We start from the raw sequence: 21,584 nt of genomic DNA, 5'->3' as shown, positions 1-21,584 counted from the left end.
GCACGGCGACATGGCGGAGAACGACGTGGCGGAGAACGACGTGGCGGCGACCGGCGTGGGGGAGACCCGCGCCGCGGGGGCCGGCGCGGCAGGGGGGCAGCCGGCGGTCCGGTGGCGCGTCCGCGTCGGGGGCGTCGTCCAGGGCGTGGGCTTCCGGCCCTTCGTGTACAAGCTCGCGCTCGCCCACGACCTGACCGGCTGGGTCCTCAACGACCCCGAGGGCGTCCTGACCGAGGTGTCCGGCCCCGCCGACGCGGTGCGCCGCTTCACCGAGGCGCTCACCACGCAGGCGCCGCCCCAGGCGCGGGTCGCCGCCGTCACGGTGGAGGAGCTGCCGGGTCCGCACTCCGCGGCGGACGGCTTCGCCATCCGGGAGAGCGCCCACGGCGGCCGCAGGGTCGCCGTCGTCCCCGCCGACTCCCACGTGTGCGCCGACTGCCTCGCCGAGATGCGCGACCCGGCGGACCGCCGGTACCGCTACCCCTTCATCAACTGCACCAACTGCGGTCCGCGCTACTCCATCGTGCGCGCGCTGCCGTACGACCGTGCGACCACCACCATGGCGGCCTTCACCATGTGCGGGCCCTGCGCCCGCGAGTACCGGGACCCGCTGGACCGGCGCTACCACGCCCAGCCCAACGCCTGCGCCGACTGCGGCCCCCGGCTGCTGCTGGCCGGCCCCGCCGGGGAGTCGGCCGAGGGCGAGGACGCGCTCGCCGCCGCGGCGGCCGCGCTCCGCGCCGGCAGGACCGTGGCGGTCAAGAGCGTGGGGGGCTTCCACCTCGCCGTGGACGCCCGCAACGCCCGGGCCGTCGCCCGGCTCAGGGCCCGCAAGCGGCGCGACTCCAAGCCGTTCGCGGTCATGGCCCGCGACCTGGCGGCCGCCACCGCCTTCGCCCACGTCCGCCCGGCCGAGGCCGACCTGCTGCGGTCGCCGTCCCGCCCCATCGTCCTGCTCCGCAAGCGGTCCGGCGGCCTGCCCGAGGCGATCGCCCCGCGCAACCCCAACCTCGGCGTGATGCTGCCCTCCGCGCCGCACCACCACCTGCTGGCCGACCACGACGGGCTCGACGCGCTGGTGATGACCAGCGGCAACATCTCCGGCTACCCGATCGTGCACCGCAACGAGGACGCGCTGGAGCAGCTCTTCGAGGTCGCCGACCTGATCCTGTACCACGACCGCGGGATCGAGACCCGCGTCGACGACTCCCTCGTCCGGTACTCCGAGCACCCCGGGCTGGACGAGCCGGTGGTGGGCTTCCTGCGCCGCGCCCGCGGCTACGCCCCCTACCCGGTCGAGGTCGGCACCGCGCTCGCGCCCCTGGTCGCCTACGGTGCCGAGCTCAAGACCACGGTGGCCCTGAGCGACGGCTCCCGCGTCTACCTCAGCCAGCACATCGGCGACCTGAAGAACGACGAGACCTTCGCGTCGCACCGCGACACCGTCCGGCACCTGGCCGCCCTGCACGGCCTCCGCCCCCGCCACGCGGCCGTCGACCTGCACCCGCAGTTCCGCGCCACCCGCTTCGCGCTCAAGGAGGAGGGCGGCGCCTTCGGCCGCGTCGTGCGGGTCCAGCACCACCACGCGCACATGGCCTCCTGCATGGCGGAGAACCGGCTGGAGGGCGAGACGCTCGGCGTCGTCTTCGACGGCGCGGGGTACGGCGAGGACGGCACCACCTGGGGAGGCGAGTTCCTGCTCGGCGACTACCGGGAGGTGCGCCGGGTGGCGCACCTGCGCACGGTGCCCCTGCTGGGCGGCGACCGGGCCGTACGGGAGCCGATCAGGACCGGCCTGGCCCTGGCCCTGGACGCCCTCGGCGGCACCGACGCCGCCGTGGCGGCCTTCCCGGTGCTGGAGCGGCTGGACGACCGGCAGCTGCACGTCTTCGCCACCATGGCGCGGCGGGGCGTCAACGCGCCCCCCGCCTCCAGCATGGGCCGGCTCTTCGACGGTGTCGCCGCCCTGCTGGGCGTCACGACGCACGCCGAGTACGAGGCCCAGGGGCCGATCGAGCTGGAGGGGCTGATGGAGCGCGACCTCGCCATGGCGCCCCCGGCCGAGCGGTACCGGTTCGGAGCCGCCGAGGCCGGCGGCGCCACCGAGGTGGACCCCCGGCCGGTGGTCCGCGCGATCGCCGCCGACCTGGCGGCGGGTCTCGACACCGCGTCCGTCAGCCGCCGCTTCCACTCGGGCGTGGTCGACATGGTGGTGGCCCGCTGCCGGGCGGTGCGCGACGCCGCCGGTGCGGCGGCGACCCGCCAGGTGGTGCTGTCCGGAGGGGTCTTCCTCAACGAGTTCCTGCTCGTCAACTGCCTGGTGGAGCTGCGGAGGGCGGGCTTCGACCCCCACTGCCAGCAGCAGGTCCCGACCAACGACGGCGGCATCGCGCTGGGTCAGGTCATGGTGGCGCACGCCCGCCTGGCGGAGGCGGACCGGTGACCGGCCCCGGCCCCGCGGCGGAGGGCGGGCCCCCGCACGTCGTCGTCCTGCACCGGTGGCGCGACCAGCACGCCCACTACACCGAGTACCTCGACCACCGGGCCTGCCGCGTCAGCTACGTGACGACCGCGCTGGGCCGCGCCTCGGTGCCCGCCGCCGCGGCCGCCGTGTCCGTGGTCGCCGCCACCGACGCCCTGGCCGAGGTCAGGGACGCCGTCGAGGCCCACGCACGGCGGTTCGGGCCCGTGCACCGCCTGGTGGCGCTGAACGAGGGGGACCTCGACACGGCCGCCGCCCTGCGCGGCGAACTGGGTCTGCCGGGGCAGCGGCCCGACGACCTGGCACGGTTCCGGGACAAGCTGACGATGGTGGCCGCGGTCGACGCCGCGGGCGTGCGGGTCCCGGCGTACGCCGACGCGCCCGACGCCGGCGCCGTCCTGGCCTTCGCCGGGGAGCACGGCTGGCCCGTCGTCCTCAAGCCGCGCCGGGGCACCGCCAGCCGGGGCGTGGCGGTGCTCGGCGGCCCCGCCGACCTCGACGGCCTGTTCGACCCGGCCGGCGCGGCCGGGCCGGGCGCGGAGCCCCACCTGGTGCAGTCCTTCGTCCCGGCCCCGGTCTTCCACATCGACGGCCTGTGGACCGGGGACCGGCTGGGCCCCTGGCGGGCCTCGCGCTACGTCAACACCTGCCGGGAGTTCACCCGGGGGGCCTTCCTCGGCTCGGTGGAGGTCGACGACCCCCTCCTGCTCGCGACCCTGGAGCGGTTCACCGCGGAGGTGGCCGCGGCCCTGGGCGCGGACGCTCCCTGGGTGTTCCACCTGGAGGCGTTCGTCGGCACCGGTCCGGGGGACGGGCCCGTGCCGACCTTCCTGGAGGCGGGCGCGCGCGTGGGCGGCGCGGAGATCCCGTTCGTCTGGCGCGAGGTCCACGGGGTGGACCTCATGGCCGCCGCGGCGGCGATCCAGCTGGGCCGGCCCCCCGCCGTCCCCGCCGCGCGGCCGGGCGGCACGGCCGGCTGGCTGCTGCTGCCCCTGCCGGTCCCGCCGCCGTGCCGCGTGGTCGGCACCGAGGGCGGGCCGCCCGCGGGGGAGGGGCCGTACGCGCAGGTGGTGCCGGCGCCGGGGACCGTGATCCCGCAGGTCGGCGGCTACGAGCACGTCGCCGCCCGGCTCCGGTTCCGCGGCGCGTCCAGCAGGGAGGTCGAGGCCGCGATCGTCACGACCGCGGCGTCCCTGCGGGTGCACTGCGAGGCGCTGGCCCCCTAGGGGCACCCGTCGCCGGTCCCCCCGGGGCGGCGGCACGAGAACGGAACAGGAAGCGGAGAGGACCCGATGCGCAACAGGAACCGTCTCATCGTGGTGGGCAGCAGACTGCGTGCCTACCGCGAGTACGCGATGGCATCGCTGGCCGGGGAGTACGACCTCGCCCTGGTGACCTCCCGCCCGCTCACCTGGGAGCAGGAGTACGTCACGGCCCACCGGATCGCCGACACCGCGGACGCCGCCGCCCTCCGGCCCGCCGTCGAGGAGCTGCTCGCCGAGGCGGCCGCCGACGGCTGTCCCCGGACCGGCGTCTACACCTGGGACGAGTCGTCGCTCACCGCCACCGCCGAGGTGGCCGGGCAGCTGGGCCTGCCGCACCTGTCCGCCGCGGCGGCCGCGGCCTGCCGGGACAAGTACGCCACCCGCCGGCTCCTGGACCGCGCCGGGCTGCCGGCCGTGCGCCACCGCCTGGTGCACACCGCCGAGGAGGCCGCGGAGGCCGCCGCCGCGGTCGGCTACCCCCTGGTCCTCAAGCCGCGCGCGCTGGCCGGCAGCATGGGCGTCACCCTCGTCCGCGGCCCGGAGGAGTTCCCCGACGCCTGGGCGCGGACCGCCTCGACCGTCCTGCCCGGCCTGCCCGCCGAGGCCGGCGTCCTGGTCGAGGAGTTCCTGGACGGGCCCGAGATCAGCGTCGACAGCTGCGTCCTGGACGGCGTGGCCGAGCCGGTGGTCGTCGCCCGCAAGCGGCTCGGCTTCGACCCGGGGTTCGAGGAGGTCGGCCACCTGGTGGGGCCGTGGCGCCACGAGCCGTGGGCCCGGCCCGTCGAGGACCTCGTCCGGGCCGCCCACCGGGCGCTCGGCATCGAGGTGGGCGTCACCCACACCGAGATCCGGCTGACCGCGTCCGGGCCGCGGCTGATCGAGCTCAACGGACGCCTCGGCGGCGACCTCATCCCCCGCGTGGGGGCCCTGGCGACCGGTGTCGACCTGCCGCTCGCCGCCGCCGCGCTCGCCCTCGGCCGCCGGCCCGCCCTCGACGCGGCCGAGGACCGCTGGGCCGAGATCCGCTTCCTCTACCCGCCCCACGACGGCGTCCTGGAACACCTGGACCTCGGCGCGGCCGCCGCGGTGCCCGGCGTCGCCGAGGTGGTGCCGCTGGCCGGGCCCGGCGACGAGCTGCTGCTCCCGCCCCGGGCGCTCACCCCGCGCACCGCGGCCGTCGTCGCCGTGGGGCCGGACCCGGCCGCCTGCACCGCCGCCCTGGACGCCGCCGAGGCGGAGATCCGGCCCGTGATGGCCGGATCCGCGATGGACGGCCTCGGCGCGCTCCTGGAGAACCCCGTCACCCGCCGGTACCTGGCGGCGGAGCGCGGCCTGGAGCACATGACCGTCCCCGGCGTGCGCAACGACTGGATCCGCTACGGCGCCGGCGGCGGCCAGGCCCTCAACCGGCCGGTCTTCCTGGCCGCCGCGGACCGGCTGCGCCTGGAGGCCGACCTCAACGGCCTCTTCGACCTGCTCACCACCATCCCCGACCGCCTCTTCGACGGCGACCGGCGGGCCTTCGCCCGGGCCGTGGGCATGACGCCCACCCAGGTCGACCTGGTGATGCGCGGCGCCGGCCGCCGGATGCCCCCGATGTCCCGGGCCGACATGTACCGCGAGCCGGCCGGCTTCAAGCTGATGGAGCTCAACACCGGCAGCTCGCTGGGCGGCTGGCAGATGGGCGAGTTCGCCCGCACGGTCCGCGAGGACCGGGCGTTCCGCGCCTTCGCGGACGCCGAGCACCTGGTCCACCCCGACCCGGTCGCCCGCATCGCCGCGGTGCTGCGCGAGGAGGCCGCCGCCGCCGGCTTCGACCTGCCCGAACGCCCGGTGCTGGCGATCACCGAGTGGCCGGACGGCTACGCCAAGACCAAGCCCTGGCTCGACTTCGTCGTCCCCGACTGGCTGCGCAACGGCTTCGACGCCGTCGTCTGCCACCTGGGCGAGCTCGACTACCGCGACGGCGACCCCTACGTCCACGGCCGCCGCGTGGACGTGGTCTACCGCATCTTCCTCCCCGGGGAACTGGAGGAGGGGCAGCGCAGCCACGACCTGGTCGACCCGCTGCTCGACGCCGTCGAACGCGGCCGCACCTTCCTCTTCGCCGGACTGGACTGCGAGCTCTACGGCAACAAGGGCAGCCTGGCGATGCTCAGCGACGAGCGCAACCGCGGCGCCTTCGGCACCGCCGAGCACGCGCTGGTCGAGCGCATCCTGCCGTGGACCCGCTTCCTGCGCGACGAGAAGGTCCAGCGGCACGGCGAGAGCGTCGACCTGCTCCCGTACGTCCTGGCCCACCAGGACCGCCTGGCCCTCAAGCCGACCCTGCTGTACGGCGGCGTCGGGGTCGTGCCCGGCTGGTCGGTCGGCCCGGAGGAGTGGGAGGCGCACGTCCGCGGCGCCGTCGGCGGGCCCTTCGTGGTCCAGGAGCGGGTGCTGCCGGTCGCGGAGCGGTTCGTCGCCGACTCCGGCCGCGGCTTCGAGCGGATGGTGGTCGCCTACGGCGTGCTGATGGTCGGCTCGGAGTACTCCGGCATGCTGGTCCGCGGCACCCCCGACCCCGGGGTCGGCATCGTCAGCATGTCCAACGGCGCGCAGATCGGCTGCTGCTTCCACGTCGCGGGACCGGGCGGGGGAGCGGCATGACCTCCCCGCGCCGCGGCGCCCTGTGGGGCAACCGCGACTTCCTCAGGCTCTGGGCGGGCGAGTCCGTCTCCCAGCTGGGCGCCCAGGTCACCCAGCTGGCCCTGCCGCTCGCCGCGGTCTACCAGCTGCACGCCACCTCCACCCAGCTGGGCCTGCTCAACGCGGCCAGCTACGCGCCCTTCCTCGGCGCGACGCTCTTCATCGGCGTCTGGGTCGACCGGCGCCGCCGCCGGCCGCTGATGGTCTCCGCCAACCTCGGGCGGGCCCTGCTCGTCGGCAGCGTGCCGCTGTGCGCCGTCCTCGGGGTCCTCCACATCGGGTACCTGTACCTGGCGGCGCTGGCCATCGGCGTCCTGACCGTGCTCTTCGACGTCTCCTACCAGTCCTACCTGCCCTCCCTGGTCGACCGGGAGCACCTGGTGGAGGGCAACAGCAAGATGTCCGTCACCACCTCGGTCGCCCAGATCGGGGGCCCGGGCCTGGCGGGCCTGCTGATCGGCTGGCTCACCGCGCCGGTCGCCCTCCTCGTCAACTGCCTCTCCTACCTCGTCTCGGTGGCCGGCCTGGCGTCCATCCGCCGCCAGGAGCCCCGGCCCGAGCAGCCCGCCGTGCGCACCTCCACCGCGCGCAGCATCGCCGAGGGGCTGCGCATGGTCCTCGGCAACGCCTCCATCCGCGCCATCGCCCTCCAGGCCGGCACGTACAACTTCTGCTGGATGTCCCTGCAGACGGTCTTCGTGCTGTACGCGGCCCGGCAGCTCGGGATGAGCCCCGGCACCATCGGCCTGGTCCTGGGGGTCGGCGCCGTCGGCTCGCTGCTGGGCGCCGTCGGCGCCGGACCGCTGAAGGACCGGCTGGGCCTGGGCCGGGCGGTCATGGTGGAACTGGCCCTCTGCTGCTGCGCGCCCGCCCTCGTCCCGCTCGCGCCCGTCACCGGCCCGCTCCCGTACGTCCTGTACACCGCCGCCTTCGCCCTCTGCGGCCTCGGCTCCACCATGTCGACCATCCACGCCGTGAGCCTGCGCCAGGTGATCACCCCGGACCACCTGCTCGGCCGGGTCAACGCGGGCTGCCGGTTCATCGCCTGGGGGCCGCTCCCGCTCGGCGCCCTGGCCGGCGGCTCCCTCGGCGACGCCGTCGGGCTGCGGGCCACCCTCTGGGCCACCTCCGCCTGCTTCCTCCTCGCCCTGCTCTGGGTGGCCTTCTCGCCGGTCCCCCGGATGAAGGACTTCCCCGCCCCCCTGCCCCTGCCGCAGGACGCGCCCGAACCGGACCCGACCCCGCAGACCTGAGCCCCCCGCCGCCGCCCCGCCCCGGCGGCCCCGTCCCGAGCGGCCCGAAGCCGCCCCGCCCCCACGAGGAGAGCACCCGTGAGCACGAGCGCGCCCGGCCCCCTGTACCAGCCCGCCGGCACCCCCGCCGGCCTGGAGAGCGTGCGCCGCCTGGTCGACACCGCCCTCGACATCCTCCGGGAGGTCTCCGCGGCCCGGACCGGCCCGGTCGCGCCGGGCGGCCCCGGGGGCGCCCGCGCCGCCGCCGCCGAGGCCCTCGCCGCACCGCTGCTGCCCGAGCGGGGCGGCGACCCCGGCGAGGTCCTCGCCGGCCTGGTGCGCCCCTACGCGCAGTGGTCGGTGGACATCACCCACCCGGCCGCGCTGGCCCGGATGCAGCCCCCGCCCACCGACGTGGCCGCCGCCGCCGAACTGGTCGGCGCCGTCCTCAACCAGTCCCTCCACGCCTGGGAGAGCGGCCCCTTCGCGCTGGAGCTGGACCGCTGGGTGATCGGGCAGCTCGCCGAACTCGTCGGCTACGACGGCGCCGAGGCCGGCGGCACCCTCACCTCCGGCGGCAGCGTCTCCAACCTGATGGCCATGACCATGGCCCGGGACACCACCATCGCGGAGAAGCTCGGCCGGTACGCCTTCCAGGAGGGCCTGCTCCGGCTGGGCGTCCAGCCCGTGGTGCTCTGCCCCCGGGGCGTCCACTTCTCGGTCGAGCGCGCCGTGCGCCTGCTCGGCATCGGCGAGGACAACATCATCACCGTCCCGGTCGACAAGCAGGGGAGGATGATCCCCGAGGAGGCCGACCGCATCCTCACCGGGCTCCCCGAGGACCGGATCGCCGTCGCCCTGGTCGCCGTGGCCGGCTCCACCGACCTCGGCATCGTCGACCCGCTGCCCGAGCTCGCCGCGGTCGCCCGCCGGCACGGCGTCTGGCTGCACGCCGACGCCGCCTACGGCGCCGGCGCGCTCTTCTCGCCCCGGCTGCGCCCGATGCTCGACGGACTCGCCCAGGCCGACTCGGTCACCCTGGACCTGCACAAGTTCGGCTGGACCCCCGCCTCCTCGGCCGCCCTGCTGGTGCGCCGGGCCGAGACCATGTCCTCCTTCGGCCTCCAGCCCACCACCTGCCTGAGTGCCGACGACGACACCTGCGCCGGCTACATCGGTGCGCAGAACACCTCCCTGCAGACCACCCGCCGGGTCGACGCCCTCAAGATCGCGGTCTCCATGCGGGCGCTGGGCCGGGAGACCGTCGCCGCCATGGTCGACACCTGCCACGACCTGGCCCGGCACGCCGCCGCCCGCATCGCCGCCGAGCCGCGCCTCGAACTGGGCACCGAACCGCCGCTCACCGCCGTGCTCTTCCGCTACCTCCCCGGCCACGGCCTGGACGCCGACGACTTCAACGGCAGGCTCCGCCGCCGCGTGATGGAGGAGGGACGGGCCCTCCTCGCCCGCACCCACATCGCGCAGGAGGACGGCGGCAGCCGGGTCTTCCTCAAGCTCATGCTGCTCAATCCGGAGACGACCACGGGCCAGCTCGACCTGGTCCTCGACGACCTGCTGGCGCTGGCCGCGGCCATGGAGGCCGCGGCGGCCGACGCCTGACCGCACCACCACGCCCGGGAGAGAGATCGGCGATGCCTGAGGTGCACCACCCGCCCGCGCCCCCGCTGCGGGAATCCGGGACGGACGACCCCGTCCGCGAGTCCATGCGGCGGCTGCCGCGCGTGTTCGACCTGCCGCTGACCCTGCTCACCGGCCGTCCGCACGCCGGCCAGCGCCGGACCAGGTACACGCCGACCAGGCACCTGCTCAACGCCCTCCTGTCGGTCGCCGCCGGGGTGGCCGTCGGCGCGTCCGCGACGGCGGCCGGCGGCTGGGTCCTGCTCCTGCTGCTCCCCGGCTGGGCGATGACCCTCCACGGCGCCAGGAACCTCCGCATGATGATCTACCACCAGTGCGCCCACCTGAACATGTGGGGGCGGCCCCGACGGGACGTCCTGCTGGGGAGGCTCGTCGCCGCGCTGCTGATGGTCCAGGACTTCGGGAGCTACAGCGCCGAGCACGTCGGCGACCACCACGCCCTGCACCACATGACCCTGCGCGACCCCACCGTCCAGGCGTTCCTGGTGAGCCTGGAGCTGCGGCCCGGCATGACCCGGCGTCAGATGTGGCGGAGGGTCCTCGGCAAGTGCGCCTCCCCGCTGTTCCACGCCCGGTTCCTGGCCGCCCGCGTCCGGTCCCACGTCCACGGGGCCCCGCCGGCCTGGCGCGCCGGGACCCTGGCGGCCGCGGCCGCGGCGGCCGGGGCCGCGACCTGGCTCCACCTGTGGATCCCCGTCCTGGTGGCCTGGGTCTTCCCGATGACCGTGCCCTACCAGGTCAGCAACGTCCTCCGGCTCTGCGTCAAGCACACCTTCCCGCAGCCCGGCCCGGCCGTCCGGCGCGGCAGGGAGTACTTCGCCGGCCTGACCAACGCCATCTTCCTCGGCGAGGCCGCCCCCGCCCCGGACCTGCCCCCCGTCCGGCGGGCGGCGGCCTGGGTGCGCTGGTGGTGCCGCATGCTGCTGGTCCACTTCCCGGCGCGGTACCTGGTGCTCACCGGCGACACCGTCGTGCACGACTACCACCACCGGGCCCCGATGAGCCGCGACTGGGCCAACTACCTCTTCGCGAGGGAGGAGGACCACCGGCGGGCGCGCCCGGGCCGGCCCCCCTACCGCCACGTCTGGGGCCTGGTCGCCGCCGTCGACCTCGTCTTCGACTCGCTGCGGACCGCCGACCCGGCGGAGTACCACCCGGACCGGCTCGCCGAGGTCAGCCGGCGCCACCTGTTCGCGGCCTTCGAGGACTGAGCCGCGCACCCGGCGGCCCCGCGGGCCCCGACCGCACCGACGACCCCGCGGGTCCCGACCGCACCGACAGCAGCCCACGCAACGGAGAGAGTGCCCATGGACACGCTTCACGGGCGGAGCGAACGCCTGGTCATCCTGGGGGTGGCCGAGAGCGACGCGCACGCCGTCGCCAACCACCTGATCGCCATGCAGCTGCGCGAGCACGGCTTCACCGTGGTCAACCTCGGCGTGTGCACGCCGCTCGCGGACTTCGCGGACGCCCTCGACCGCCACCCCCGCGCCGAGGCCGTCCTGATCGGCAGCCTCAACGGCCACGCCCACCAGGACCTGCGCGCCCTGCCCGAACTCCGCGCCGCCGGCCGGCTCCGCCGCCCGGTGGTGCTGGGCGGCAACCTGTCCGTCGGCAGCCGCACGACCGACGCCGACCTGCAGCGCCTGCGGGACCTCGGGGTGGACCACATCCTCCCCGACGCCGGAGGCCTCGTCCTGCTGCTCGACATGCTGGACGCCGCCGCCCGGGAGCCCGAGCCGCAGCATGGCTGACCTGCACGGCCTGGAGATCTCCGCGCGGACCGCCGCCGCGCTGCCCGACTGGGACGACACCGTGGCCTACCTCGCCTCCCGGCCGCTGCCGGCCGTCGAGGTGCTGCGCGCCGCCGACGCCGCCGCCCGGCCCGTCGTCCAGCCCCGCTGCGGCGTCGGCGGCCACGGGGAGATGCTCGGCCTGCTGCGCGAACTGGAGTCCGCCGGACCGGGCATCCTCTCCGTCACCATCGACTCCCACACCCGGCTGCTCCGGTTCGACACCGCCTCGGCCCTGCTGCGCCGGCGCCCGGCCGACCTCAACGGCTACCCCCTGGTCACGCACGGCTGGCAGCGCGGGCGCGAGCTCACCGAGGCGGTCGCCGTGCCGCTGGAGGTCAGGCACGGCTCGCCCGACGGCCGCGACCTGTTCGCGGTGGCCCTCGCCGCCGGCATCACCTCCTACGAGGGCGGCGGCATCGGCTACAACCTGCCGTACTCCAAGGACGTCCCGCTCGCCCACTCGCTGCGCGCCTGGCAGCAGGTCGACGCGCTGTGCGGGACGCTCGCCGCGTCCGGGGTGGTCGTCGACCGCGAGCTGTTCGGCACGCTCACCGCGGTCCTGGTGCCGCCCTCGACCAGTCTGGCCGTGGCCGTGCTGGAGGCGGTCGCCGCGGCCCGGGAGGGCGTCCGCTGCCTGTCCGTCGCCTACCCCCAGGGCGGCGAGCCCCACCAGGACATCGCCGCACTGCGCGCCGTGCGCTCGCTGGCCGCCCGCTACCTGGACCCCGCGGTGGAGGTCTTCCCGGTCCTCCACGAGTTCATGGGGGTCTTCCCGCGGACCCCGGAGTACGCCGGCCTGCTGATCCTGCAGGGAGGCCTGCTGGCCCGGCTCGGCGGGGCGGCCAAGGTGGTCAGCAAGACGGTCCAGGAGGCGTACGGCATCCCCGACGCGGCCGCGAACGCCGCCGGCGTCCGCACCGCGGCCCTGGGCACCTCGGACCTGCTCGACTTCGTCCGGTACGACGAGTCGCGGGTCGCCGAGGAGCAGCACTGGATCGAGCGGGAGGTCGCCGAGCTCGTGGACCCCGTCCTGGCGGACGGCGACCTGTTCGCCGCCGTCGAGACGGCCTTCGCCGAGGGCCGGCTGGACATCCCGTTCAGCGCCAGCGTCCACGCCCGCTCCCGGGTGGTGCCCCGCCGCGACCGCGACGGCGCCATCCGCTACGCCGACAGCGGCTCGCTGCCCTTCTCCCGCGCGGTCCTCCGGCGCAACGCCGCCCTGCTGCGCGACCCGGAGGGGGCGCGGCCGCGGTCGCTGATCGACGCCGCCACCGCGGACATCCACTACTTCCTCGACAAAGAGAGCCGGCTCCCCCTCCGGGCGCCGTACGGCGCGAACTCCGACACCCCACCGAGGTACTGATGACGACCCGAGACCTGCCCCCGCAGCAGCCCGTCCCCGCCCCCGACCCCGAGGAGGGGAGGAGGGTCCTCGCCGACGACCGCGCGCACCTCTTCCACTCCTGGGCCGCCCAGGGCTCGGTCGCCCCCCTCCCGGTCGCGGGGGCCTCCGGCCGCCACTTCTGGGACTACGACGGCAAGCGCTACCTCGACTTCTCGTCCCAGTTCATCAACCTGAACATCGGCCACGCCCACCCCAAGGTGGTCGCGGCGATCAAGGAGCAGGCCGACCGCATCTGCATGGTCGCCTCCACCTTCGCCAACGACCGGCGCGGGGAGGCCGCGCGGCTGATCGCCGAGCTGGCCCCGGGCGACCTGAACCGCGTGTTCTTCACCAACGGCGGGGCCGAGGCCAACGAGCACGCCGTCCGGATGGCCCGGATGCACACCGGCCGCCCCAAGGTGCTGTCGGCCTACCGCTCGTACCACGGCGGGACCTCGACCGCGATCAGCCTCACCGGCGACCCCCGGCGCTGGGCCAACGAGCGGTCCGGCAGCGCCTCGGGGAACGTGGCCCACTTCTTCGGCCCCTACCTCTACCGCTCGCACTTCCACGCCGCCACGGAGGCCGAGGAGTCCGCGCGCGCCCTCGCCCACCTGGAGCAGGTGATCGCCTTCGAGGGTCCGTCCACCGTCGCGGCGGTCCTGCTGGAGAGCATCGTGGGGACCGCGGGCGTCCTCGTGCCCCCGCCCGGCTACCTGGCGGGCGTCCGAGCCCTGTGCGACCGGTACGGCATCGTCCTCATCGCCGACGAGGTGATGTCGGGCTTCGGCCGGGCGGGGGAGTGGTTCGCGATCGACCACTGGGGGGTCGTCCCCGACCTCATCACCTTCGCGAAGGGCGTCAACTCCGGCTACGTGCCCCTCGGCGGCGTGCTCATCTCCGACGCGATCCACGAGACGTTCCGCGACGTGCCCTACCCGGGCGGCCTGACCTACTCCGGGCACCCGCTCGCCTGCGCCGCCGCGGTCGCCGCCATCACCGCCATGAAGGAGGAGGGCGTCGTCGAGAACGCCGCCCGGATCGGCGAGGAGGTGATCGGCCCCGGCCTGCGCGAGATCGCCGGACGCCACCCCTCGGTCGGCGAGGTCCGCGGCCTCGGCGTCTTCTGGGCGGTCGAGCTGGTGCGCGACCGCGCGACGCGGGAGATGCTCGTCCCCTACGCGGCGGGCGGCGCCGAGACCCGGCCCGTGGACGAGGTCGTCGCCGCCTGCAAGGAGCGCGGCATGTGGCCGGTGTACAACTACAACCGCATCCACCTCGTGCCGCCGTGCACCATCACGGACGACGAGGCCCGGCAGGGGCTGGAGATCCTCGACGAGGCGCTGGAGGCAGCCGACCGGTACGCCGTCTGACGCACCGTCGGGAGCCGTGCCGCACGTCCCGTGCCCCGGGGCGCGCGGCACGGACCCCGGCCGCCCCCCTCCGGGGCGCGGGGTCCGGCCGGGCACGCGCCCGCCGCCTCCGGAGGGCCGTCCGGCCCGGCGGGGCGCGGCGGTCCGGCGGGGCCTTCGCCTGCGGACGCCGGGCCCGGCCGGTCCCACCTTCCGCCCCGCACGCCCGCACGCCCATACGCCTGCGCGCCCGGCATCCGACCGGTCCCGGCGGGCGGCCCGGTGCGGGGGCCGGTCACACCGCCAGCGGCCGGTCGGCGGGACGGACCGGGGCCGGCAGGTCCGTGCCGCCCGTCAGGTAGCGGTCCACGGCCGCCGCCGCCGACCGCCCCTCCGCGATCGCCCAGACCACCAGGGACTGCCCCCGGCCCGCGTCGCCCGCCACGAACACCCCCTCGGTGCCCGCGCCGAAGCCGGCGTCCCGGGCCAGGGTGCCGCGTGCGTCGAACCGCAGGCCCAGCTGCTCCACCAGGCCCCCGTCCCGCTCCGGTCCGCGGAAGCCGAGCGCCAGCAGGACCAGCTGCACCGGGACCGCCCGCTCCGTGCCGGGCCGCGGGCGCCTGCTGCCGGGCTCCGCCTCGGCCAGGTGGAGCGCCCGGACCCGGCCGACGGCGTCCCCCTCGAACCGCAGGGTCGACGCGGAGAAGACGCGCACGTCGCCCACCGCCCCGGGCGGCGGCAGGTCCGCGCCCGACGGCTCCCCGCCGGAGGCCGCCCCGCCGCGGTGCCCGGGACCGCCCGGGTCCGCCCCGCCGCAGGGGCCCGCCCAGCCCGGTCCCGGGCCCTGCGGCCCGGTGCCGTGCGGCAGGGCCAGCGCCCGTGCCTCCTCGTGCGCGGGGGAGACCCGGTACACCCGCGGGTACACCGGCCACGGCTCGTCCTCCGCCCGGTCCCCGCCCGGCCGCGGGTTGATGTCCAGCTGCACCACGGAGGCCGCGCGCTGCCGCAGGACCGTCCCCAGGCAGTCCGCGCCGGTGTCGCCCCCGCCGACGATCACCACGTCCCTGCCCTCGGCCGTGACCGGCGGCACCGCGAAGTCGCCCTCGCACACCCGGTTGGCCAGCGGCAGGTACTCCATCGCCTGGTGAACCCCGGCCAGCCCCCGGCCGGGCACCGGGAGCTCGCGGGGGTCGGTGGCTCCGACGGCGACCACCACCGCGTCGCTGCGCCGCAGCAGGTCGGCGGCGTCCAGGTCGGCCCCCACCCGCACCCCGGTCCGGAAGCGGGTGCCCTCCTCCCGCATCTGCCGGATCCGCCGGTCCAGGTGGCGCTTCTCCATCTTGAACTCGGGGATGCCGTACCGCAGCAGCCCGCCGACGCGGTCGGCCCGCTCGTAGACGGTGACGGTGTGCCCCGCGCGGGTCAGCTGCTGGGCCGCGGCCAGGCCCGCCGGGCCGGAGCCGACCACCGCGACGGTCCGGCCCGAGAGCCGCTCCGGCGGGCGGGCGGGGAGCGCCCCGCCCGCCCAGGCGTGGTCGGCGACGGCCACCTCCACGTCCCTGATCGTCACCGGGTCGGCGTTGATCCCCAGCACGCAGGCGGACTCGCACGGCGCGGGGCAGAGCCGGCCGGTGAACTCCGGGAAGTTGTCGGTCGCGTGCAGCCGCTCGCCCGCGGCCCGCCAGTCGCCCCGGGCGGCCAGCTCGTTCCATTCCGGGATCAGGTTCCCGAGCGGACAGCCGCTGTGGCAGAAGGGGATGCCGCAGTCCATGCAGCGGTCGGCCTGCGCCGCCACCACCGGCAGCAGCTCCTGGCCGGTGTGGACCTCGTTCCAGTCGGCGACCCGCTCCCGGACCGGGCGGCGCGGCAGCGGGCGGCGCGGGATGCTGAGGAAGCCCTTGGGGTCGGCCACGGCGGCCTCCGGGGGAGCGGGCGGAGTGGGGGAGTCCGGCCGCTGCCGGACCGGGCCCGCGAGCGGGGCACACCACGTCGTTCCGTCACGATACGCCCGTCATGCCGGAAATTCGACGGCCGGGACGCCCCTGCCCGGACGCCCCTGCCCGGACGCCCCTGCCCCGGGGCGGTGCGGCAGCGCGGGTGCGCGACGGTACGGTGTCCGGAGGGGGGCGCGCGCTCCCGCGCGGAACGGTTCGGGCGCCGGCGGGCGGGCCGGCGCCTCCCCGCCCGGACGCGCCGCCCGGCGCGGGGGCGGGAGGGGCGGAGGAAGGGGGAGGCCCTGTGAGGGCGTGCCTCCCGGATCCGCTGCCGAGCGGGCCGGGTGTGTCCGCCGCCCGCGGCGGGGCGGTGGACCCCGAGAGGTCCGGGCCGGGCGGAGGGATCCGGGAGGCGTTGCACCGGGCGCCCGCGGTCGGGGGGGAACGCGGGCACCCGGCGGTCCGGGGGTCACTGCAGGGGGTCGGTCCACCGGCCGGGGCCGGCCCTGCCGGCGGCGTCGCCGGAGAGGCCGTCCGCGGCGGGGGAGGTGCTGCCGGCGGCGGTGCCGGCCGGGTGCTGCGGGGCGGCGGTGAGCTCCAGGAGCCCGAGACCGAGGCCGAGATCCAGGCCGAGGCCGAGGCCGACGCCGAACCGGTCCGGGGCCGCGCGGCGGGGCGGCGGTCCGGCGGTCCGCGCCGGGAGCTCGCCGGTGTCCGTCACGGTCGTCTCCTTGCGGGCGGGGAAGGGGGAGGGCGTCCGATGTCCGGTCTTCCTGGACGAATCGTCCGACGAGATGGGACGTTATGTGCTCGCGGGGCGCCGGGCAAGCACATTCCGGCGCGCTTTCCGCCTCCGGTGCGGGAGAGCCGCCGCGACACCGCGACGGGGAGCCCCGGCGTCCCGCTCGCCGGGGGTCCCGCGCGTGCGCGTGCGGGCGGGGAGAGGGCGGGCGCCGACCCCGGCGGGCGCCGCGGACGCCGGGGCCGCGGCACCTTCGGGAGAGGGCCCGGCGGCGCCCGACGTGCGGGCGGCCGGACCCGTCCGGGTCCGGCCGCCCGCACGTCGCACCGGCCTCAGCCCACCGCCCGCTTGATGAGTGCGGCGATCCGCTCCTCGTCGTCGGCGCTCAGCCCGGCCAGGGCGTAGGCGGCCGGCCACATGGTGCCGTCGTCGAGCTTCGCCTGGTCGCTGAAGCCGAGCGTGGCGTACCGCGTCTTGAACTTCTGCGCGCTCTGGAAGAAGCAGACGACCTTGCCGTCCCTGGCGTACGCGGGCATGCCGTACCAGAGCCTCGGCGTGAGGTCCGGCGCGCTGGACCTGACGACGGCGTGGATGCGCTCGGCGAGCACGCGGTCCGCCTCCGGCATCTCGGCGATCTTCGCGCGCACCTCGCTCTCCCCGTCCGGCTTGGCCGCGCGCGAGCCGCGCCGCGCCGACGCCTTCAGCTCGCCGGCGCGCTCCTTCATCGCGGCCCGTTCCTCCTCCGTGAACCCGTCGTAGGTCCCGTCGGCCTTCTTCCCGGCCGCGCCGGTGCCACCGGCGGACGTCCGCGTGCTTCCCATCGCAGGTCTCCTCTCGTGACGTGCTCGACATGCTCGACGTGCTCGATGTGCGTGACGTGCTCGAAGCGCCCGGCCGGGGCCGCCCCCTGCCGGGGTCCGTCCCGGCGGCGGGCCGCTCCGTGACCGGCCTGCCGTCCGGGCGGGCGCGGTGGCGGCGCACACCCGCCGCCTGCGCACCGGCCGGCCGCGGTCACGCCGGCTGCGGTTCGGCGGCCGGCGCCTCCCGGCATCCTGCCGGTCCGGCCGCCCGTTCCGCCACGTGCGGCGGCACACCCGCCGCTGCGGCGGCGGCCGCCGGGGCCGCCGCCCCGCGCCGGTACGCGCCGGGCGGCGTGCCCACCAGCTCGGTGAAGCGGGTGCCGAAGACGCCCGGCGACCGGTAGCCGACCAGCGAGCGGACCTCGGCGACGCCGAGGTCGCCGCGGCGCAGCAGCGCCGCCGCACGCTCGATGCGACGCGCCGTCAGCCAGGCGTACGGCGACGCGCCGTAGGCGAGCCGGAACCGGCGCCCGAGCTGCCCGGGCGGCATGCCCGCGTCGCGGGCGAGCGCCTCGACGTCCAGCGGCCGCGCGTACTCCCGGGTGATCCGGTCGCGGACGCGGCGCAGCCGTGCCAGGTCTGCCAGGAGCATCGCCTCGGCGCGTGCGCGCCCCCATGCGGGATGGCACATGCGGGAACTCCCTTGCGTCGGTGTCCGCGGGCCCCGGGCCGCCCGGTGGGGTGGGCGGCGGGGTGCCCGCGGGTGGGGATGGGACGCCCGCCGGTGGGGGCGGGGCGGGGGCGGCCGCCGGGGGCGCTTCCGCCGCCGGCGCGACCGGCGTGACCGGCAGGGTCGGCCCGGCCCGGCGCCCGGTCACCGGACGGCTCAGCGGAGCTCCTGGAGGCGGACCAGGTTGCCCGCCGGGTCGCGGAAGGCGCAGTCGCGGATGCCGTACGGCTGCTCGGTCGGCTCCTGGACGACCTCGGCGTCGCCGGCCTGCAGCTTCTCGAAGGTGCCGTCGAGGTCCCGGGTGGCCAGCAGGATCCAGCCGTAGGTGCCCTTGGCCATCATCTCGCGGATGGTGCGGCGCTCGTCCTCGGTGACCCCGGGGTCGGCGGCCGGCGGGGCCAGCAGGATGGACGTGTCGGGCTGGCCGGCGGGGCCGACCGTGATCCAGCGCATCCTGCCCTGCCCGACGTCGCTGCGGACCTCGAAGCCGAGGGTGTCGCGGTAGAAGGCCAGGGAGGCGTCCGGGTCCTCGTGCGGGAGGACGCTCGTGTGAATGGTGATGTCCATGGCCATCACGGTAGGCGCGGCACGGTGGTCCGCGCTTCTCCGTTCCTGACCGGTCCGGCCCGCCCTCCCCGGCCGGCTCCCCGCCCCTTGCCCGCCCGGGACCCGGGCGGGCAAGGGGCGGGGCCCCCGGCCGGCGGTGACGCCGGCCGGGGGCCCCTGGGTGCGGTCGGTCCGCGGCGCTCCCGCGGACGTCGGCGCGGACGTCAGCCGTCGGACTCCGGCGACGGGATGAAGGCGCCCGGCACGTCCGCCGGTGCGAAGATCCTGTCCTCGCCGGGGTACGGCTTCCTCCACCCGTGCGTCTGGTACCACGTGAAGTGGTCCATCTGCGCGGGGTTCGCGAAGTCGGGGACGGCGTTCGGCCCGGTCAGCCGCTGGTGCGACTTCCACCGGTCCCACTCCGCCGCGACCTGCCGCCTGTCCGCCGGCACGCTCGCCGACGGGGCGGCCGCCGCACGGCGGTTCTGCGGCGCCGCGGTGTCCGGGCCGCAGGCCGGCTGGGTCCTGAGGCCGTCGGTCAGCGGGATCCGGTTGGGCAGCGCGGTGAACGGCGTGCCGTCCGGCTGCCGGGTGAACGCCCCCTCCATCGGGCTGGCCGCGCTGTCCTTCTGGTTCATCGGGTGGATCCCGAGGATCTGCTCGATGGTGCGGATGATCGTGATCTGCGAGTAGTAGTGGCTGTCGACGGCGCCGTGCCGGGCCCAGGGGCTGATGATCTGGACCGGGGCGCGGTGGCCGTCGACGTGGTCGAGGCCCGCCTGGGAGTCGTCCTCGACGACGAAGACCGCCGAGTCCTTCCAGTACGGGCTGTGCGAGATCTCGTCGACCAGCCGGCCGACCGCGAGGTCGTTGTCCGCCACCTGGGCCGCCGCGCTCGCCGGGCCGCCGGTGTGGTCGTTGGAGAGCCAGAACATGTTCAGGTCCGCCGGACCGTTCTTCTCGAAGTCCTGCTTCCAGACCTCGTACTTGTAGACGTCCGGGACGTCGAGGTCGAACATGGGGAAGCCGGGCGCCGAGACCGCGTTGAGCGACGGGATCGCCGAGCCCGTCCGGATGGGGTACGCGGAGGGCCGGCCGGTGGCCGCCATGTCCTTGGCGTCGCAGTACAGGTTCTGCCAGGACGCCCCCGCCGGCTTGCTCTCGAACGACTGGAACTCGCCGAAGTCCCGCACGCTCCTCCCGGCCGCCTGCGCGCCGGTCCAGAGGAAGCCGGACCGCTGGTGTCCGAGGGCGTCGTTCTCGGTGTCGTAGCTGCGCTGGTACGCGCCGGCCGAGGACTCGGTGTACTCCGGGTCGTCGGCCTGCATCAGCCAGTTGTGCCCCTCGGCGGAGTTCGTGCCGACGTCGTACGTGTTGTCGTACAGCCCGAACTGCCGCGCCAGCGCGTGCTGGTTCGGCGTCACGTTCTCGCCGAACTGCGTCAGCGACGGGTCGCCGTCGCCCTGCGGCATGTCGCCGAAGACCTGGTCGTAGGTCCGGTTCTCCTTGACGACCAGGAAGACGTGCCTGATCGTCGACGGGTCCCCGAGCCGCTTCGGCACCGGTACCGGCCTGGCGCCGCCCCCGTGCCCGGCGAGCTCCACGGAGCCGGCGGTCCAGCCGTTCTGCCGGAAGACCTTCGCCGTCAGGGACCTGATGCCGCGGTCGTCCGGCAGCGTGAACCACTGCACGCTCGACGTGGTGTCGTGGGTGCCGTGCCCGGCGGGGTTGTTCGGGCGGCGGGCGTCGATGCCGCGGGTGTTGGAGACCAGCACCCGGTCGCCGACGGTCGTGACCTCCGCGGGGAAGTAGTCCGTCGGGAGCAGGCCGACGTAGCCCACCGGCTCCTGCGGGCCCTTGTACCGGTAGACGGCGACCGCGTCGGCTCGGCCGAGCGTCACCAGGAGGCGGCCGTCGTCCGTGAGCGCCACGGCGGTGGGCTCGTAGCCCACCGACGCCTCCGGCCACGGCCGGGTGTCGATGGTCTGCACGACCCTGCCCTTGCCGGTGTCGATGACCGACACGTCGTCGGAGGCCGTGTCGGTGACGAACAGGGCCCCGCCCTTGGCGTACAGGGCGGTGGGGTGCAGGCCGACGTCGATGCCCGTGGGGGCCGCGTCCGGGTGCGCCAGGTCGATGACGCTGACCGTGCCGGTGGTGGCGGCGCCGGTCCGGGGGTCGGCCGGCACCTGGGTGCCGTACGAGTCGATGGTCGTGTCACCGGGCCTCGCCGGACGGCCGCCCTCGTTGCCGACGTAGAGCCGGTCGCCGACGAGGGCCATGCCGCGGGGCGCGTTGCCCACGGGCCAGCTCCGCCGGACGGCCCCGGTCGCCGCGTCGATGGCGACCACCCGGTTCTGGCCGTTGACCGCGGCGTACACGGTGGAGCCGTCGGGCGAGAACACCGCCCGGCCGACGAGCGCGCGCCTGGAGCCGTCCGCCGGAATGGTGACGGGCCTCGGGTCGGAGACCGTGCCGTCCGGGCCGACCGTGAACCTGGTGTACCCGTCGGTCTGGCCCAGCCACAGCTGCCTGCCGTCGGGCGAGTACACGGGGCCCTCCTGGCCCACGGCGTTGCTGCCGAGGCGGGGCTGCGACGACGCGGCGGCGCCGACGACCTGCTGCACCCGCCGGGTCCTCACGTCGACGACGGCCAGCGCACTCCCGCCGTCGGCGAGCGAGGCCGCGAGGTGGGTGCCGTCCGGGCTGACCGAGGACGACATGATCTTGCCGTTGTCGATGACGAGCCGGTCGCCGTACGGGGCGATGTACTGGTCGCTGGAGACGACCCGCCCGTCGCGGGTGACCTGGCCGACCTGGTCGGTGCCGAACCGGTGCGTCCGGGCGTAGCCGACGCCGGCGGTGGCGGCGAGGACCACCGCGGTGGCGGCCGCCGTGAGGGTGGTCCGGCGGCCGGCGCGTCCGCCGCGCGACCCGGCCCGGACCGGCCGGCGGTTGCGGGTTACCTGCATGG

Annotated in this window: 15 protein-coding genes; 9 read left to right on the top strand and 6 right to left on the bottom strand. The window is 76.2% G+C overall.

Annotation, left to right across the window (positions count from 1 at the left end; all coding sequences use genetic code 11):
- Nucleotides 1–10 precede the first annotated feature (10 nt).
- The 9 genes from hypF to LO771_RS17990 all read left to right on the top strand — a co-directional run bounded on the left by hypF (nucleotide 11) and on the right by LO771_RS17990 (nucleotide 13,879).
- On the top strand, nucleotides 11–2,443 hold the full coding sequence (hypF, locus tag LO771_RS18030) for a carbamoyltransferase HypF (protein WP_230653649.1): 2,433 nt from the start codon (nucleotides 11–13) through the stop codon (nucleotides 2,441–2,443).
- Nucleotides 2,440–3,708 carry an acetyl-CoA carboxylase biotin carboxylase subunit family protein gene (locus LO771_RS18025; protein ID WP_230653646.1) on the top strand — a complete coding sequence of 423 codons (1,269 nt, stop codon included), beginning with the start codon at nucleotides 2,440–2,442 and terminating at the stop codon, nucleotides 3,706–3,708. The genes hypF and LO771_RS18025 overlap by 4 nt, the downstream gene beginning before the upstream one ends.
- A gap of 66 nt (nucleotides 3,709–3,774) precedes the next feature.
- Nucleotides 3,775–6,396 carry an acetyl-CoA carboxylase biotin carboxylase subunit family protein gene (locus LO771_RS18020; RefSeq protein WP_230653643.1) on the top strand — a complete coding sequence of 874 codons (2,622 nt, stop codon included), beginning with the start codon at nucleotides 3,775–3,777 and terminating at the stop codon, nucleotides 6,394–6,396.
- The gene (locus tag LO771_RS18015) at nucleotides 6,393–7,688 is read left to right on the top strand and encodes an MFS transporter (protein ID WP_230653641.1); all 1,296 of its coding nucleotides are present in this window, start codon (nucleotides 6,393–6,395) and stop codon (nucleotides 7,686–7,688) included. The genes LO771_RS18020 and LO771_RS18015 overlap by 4 nt, the downstream gene beginning before the upstream one ends.
- 78 nt (nucleotides 7,689–7,766) lie before the next feature.
- Nucleotides 7,767–9,287, top strand: coding sequence for an aspartate aminotransferase family protein (locus LO771_RS18010; protein WP_230653638.1), 1,521 nt, complete (start codon nucleotides 7,767–7,769; stop codon nucleotides 9,285–9,287).
- Between the two features lie 32 nt (nucleotides 9,288–9,319).
- A complete protein-coding gene (locus LO771_RS18005; RefSeq protein WP_230653635.1) occupies nucleotides 9,320–10,537 on the top strand; it encodes a fatty acid desaturase in 1,218 nt (405 codons plus the stop codon).
- 96 nt (nucleotides 10,538–10,633) lie between these two features.
- A complete protein-coding gene (locus LO771_RS18000; RefSeq protein WP_230653632.1) occupies nucleotides 10,634–11,080 on the top strand; it encodes a cobalamin-dependent protein in 447 nt (148 codons plus the stop codon).
- Nucleotides 11,073–12,485, top strand: coding sequence for a methylaspartate mutase (locus LO771_RS17995; RefSeq protein ID WP_230653631.1), 1,413 nt, complete (start codon nucleotides 11,073–11,075; stop codon nucleotides 12,483–12,485). The genes LO771_RS18000 and LO771_RS17995 overlap by 8 nt, the downstream gene beginning before the upstream one ends.
- Complete coding sequence (locus LO771_RS17990; protein ID WP_230653628.1) at nucleotides 12,485–13,879, top strand: aspartate aminotransferase family protein; 1,395 nt, start codon at nucleotides 12,485–12,487, stop codon at nucleotides 13,877–13,879. Before LO771_RS17995 ends, LO771_RS17990 begins: the two co-directional genes overlap by 1 nt.
- Before the next feature lie 274 nt (nucleotides 13,880–14,153).
- On the opposite strand, the gene LO771_RS17985 is transcribed toward LO771_RS17990, so the two are convergent.
- The 6 genes from LO771_RS17985 to LO771_RS17960 form a co-directional block, all read right to left on the bottom strand.
- Nucleotides 14,154–15,770, bottom strand: a complete 1,617-nt coding sequence (locus tag LO771_RS17985; protein WP_230653626.1) for a glutamate synthase subunit beta — start codon at nucleotides 15,768–15,770, stop codon at nucleotides 14,154–14,156.
- A 491-nt stretch (nucleotides 15,771–16,261) separates the two neighbouring features.
- On the bottom strand, nucleotides 16,262–16,513 hold the full coding sequence (locus tag LO771_RS17980) for a hypothetical protein (protein WP_230653625.1): 252 nt from the start codon (nucleotides 16,511–16,513) through the stop codon (nucleotides 16,262–16,264).
- Nucleotides 16,514–16,866: 353 nt separating this feature from the next.
- Complete coding sequence (locus LO771_RS17975) at nucleotides 16,867–17,355, bottom strand: iron chaperone (RefSeq protein WP_230653622.1); 489 nt, start codon at nucleotides 17,353–17,355, stop codon at nucleotides 16,867–16,869.
- Between the two features lie 190 nt (nucleotides 17,356–17,545).
- Nucleotides 17,546–18,025: a helix-turn-helix transcriptional regulator gene (locus LO771_RS17970; RefSeq protein ID WP_230653621.1), complete on the bottom strand. Its 480-nt coding sequence runs from the start codon at nucleotides 18,023–18,025 to the stop codon at nucleotides 17,546–17,548.
- 195 nt (nucleotides 18,026–18,220) lie between these two features.
- Nucleotides 18,221–18,631 (bottom strand): VOC family protein, encoded by a 411-nt coding sequence (locus LO771_RS17965; protein WP_230653618.1) that lies wholly within the window; start codon nucleotides 18,629–18,631, stop codon nucleotides 18,221–18,223.
- 203 nt (nucleotides 18,632–18,834) lie between these two features.
- Nucleotides 18,835–21,582 (bottom strand): alkaline phosphatase family protein, encoded by a 2,748-nt coding sequence (locus tag LO771_RS17960; RefSeq protein WP_230653616.1) that lies wholly within the window; start codon nucleotides 21,580–21,582, stop codon nucleotides 18,835–18,837.
- Nucleotides 21,583–21,584 lie beyond the last annotated feature (2 nt).

This window comes from Streptacidiphilus sp. ASG 303 (genome assembly GCF_020991365.1).
GTDB lineage: Bacteria > Actinomycetota > Actinomycetes > Streptomycetales > Streptomycetaceae > Peterkaempfera.
Note: the sequence above shows the minus strand (reverse complement) of the source record. Positions and strands in the feature narration are given on the sequence as shown.